The organism is Chitinophaga sp. (assembly GCF_036566945.1).
Taxonomy (GTDB): Bacteria; Bacteroidota; Bacteroidia; order Chitinophagales; family Chitinophagaceae; genus Chitinophaga.
Map to the genome: position 1 here is coordinate 1 of NZ_DATCVJ010000591.1, position 1,694 is coordinate 1,694.

The window sequence follows — 1,694 nt, forward strand, 5'->3', positions numbered from 1 at the left end:
GGTGTAGTGGCCGTAGCCCAGGAGGCTTTCAAAGAATGGCGCATGTGGCCGGCGCCTAAAAGAGGCGAAGTAGTAAGACAAATAGGTGTAGCCCTGCGGGAACATAAAGATCAACTGGGTAAACTGGTATCCTATGAAATGGGAAAGAGTTTACAGGAAGGATATGGAGAAGTACAGGAGATGATTGACATCTGTGATTTTGCGGTGGGATTATCCCGTCAGCTGCACGGATTAACGATGCACTCTGAACGTCCGGGACACCGGATGTACGAACAATGGCATCCGCTGGGTATTACGGGCATTATTTCCGCCTTTAATTTCCCGGTGGCCGTATGGAGCTGGAACGCTATGCTGGCATGGGTTTGCGGAAATGTTTGTATCTGGAAACCTTCAGAAAAAACACCGGTAACGGCGTTAGCTTGTCAACGTATAGTTGCGGCGGTATTTGCGGCCAATCATGTACCGGAAGGCGTATGCTGCCTGGTAACGGGCAACCGCGATGCCGGCGAATGGATGGCGCATGACACCCGTATTCCATTGGTATCTGCCACAGGGTCTACCCGTATGGGTAAAGCCGTAGGAGCGGCGGTGGGCCAACGTTTGGGCCGCTCCCTGCTGGAGCTGGGTGGCAACAATGCCATCATCATTTCGCAGGATGCCGATCTTGATATGTCGCTGATTGGTGCTGTATTTGGCGCAGTAGGTACAGCCGGACAACGTTGCACATCTACCCGCCGCCTCATTATCCATGAAAGTGTGTACGACAATTTCACGGCAAGACTGGTAAAAGCCTATTCGCAGCTGCATATCGGCAACCCGCTGGATCAGCATAATCACGTGGGACCTTTGATAGACACTGCAGCTGTTGATGCATACCTAAGTTCAATAGCGCAGATAAAGCAGCAGGGAGGCACCTTTCTCGTGGAGGGCGGCGTTCTTTCCGGCCCTGGCTATGAATCCGGTTGCTACGTAAAACCTTGCATTGCGGCGGTAGAAAATGTATATGAAATTGTACAGCATGAAACCTTTGCACCCATTCTGTACGTGATGAAATATAAAACGCTGACAGAAGCCATTGCAATGCAGAATGACGTACCACAGGGACTTTCCTCCGCGATCATGACGCTGAACCTGCGTGAAGCAGAGCAGTTCCTCTCCCAGTCGGGATCTGATTGTGGTATTGCCAACGTGAACATCGGTACTTCCGGTGCAGAGATAGGCGGCGCCTTTGGCGGAGAAAAAGAAACCGGTGGTGGCCGTGAAAGTGGCTCCGATGCATGGAGAGCTTATATGCGCCGTCAAACTAATACCATCAATTATTCCAATAGTTTGCCACTGGCACAGGGAATTAAATTTGATATCCAGTAAGAGCGTAAAGCTGAAGGCATAAAGCTAAAAGCTATTATAGCGAATGATCAATGCGGATATTTTACGCTCAGATCATTCTCTATAATAGCTTTTAGCTTTATGCCTTCAGCTTTATGCTTACAAAAATCAAGTATTGTCTTTGCCTTCAGATATTGCTGCTCCGAGGCCCTTGCCCCGGAGCTTTTAATTTTCGTGAAAGGATACTGCCCGATCAGATTTTTAAAAGCGGTTGATAAAATATCTCTCGTTAAAATCGTTTAAGCAACCTATGCTGCTCATTCTCTACATACACCGACCACATGGTTTTTAAAAATAGTAGCGAGGTT

At 48.5% G+C, this 1,694-nt stretch carries 1 protein-coding gene; it reads left to right on the forward strand.

Annotated elements, in window-relative coordinates:
• A partial coding sequence (locus tag VIP81_RS18045) for an aldehyde dehydrogenase family protein (RefSeq protein WP_331964036.1) occupies positions 1-1,368 on the forward strand: 1,368 nt, incomplete at its 5' end.
• Positions 1,369-1,694: the final 326 nt, after the last annotated feature.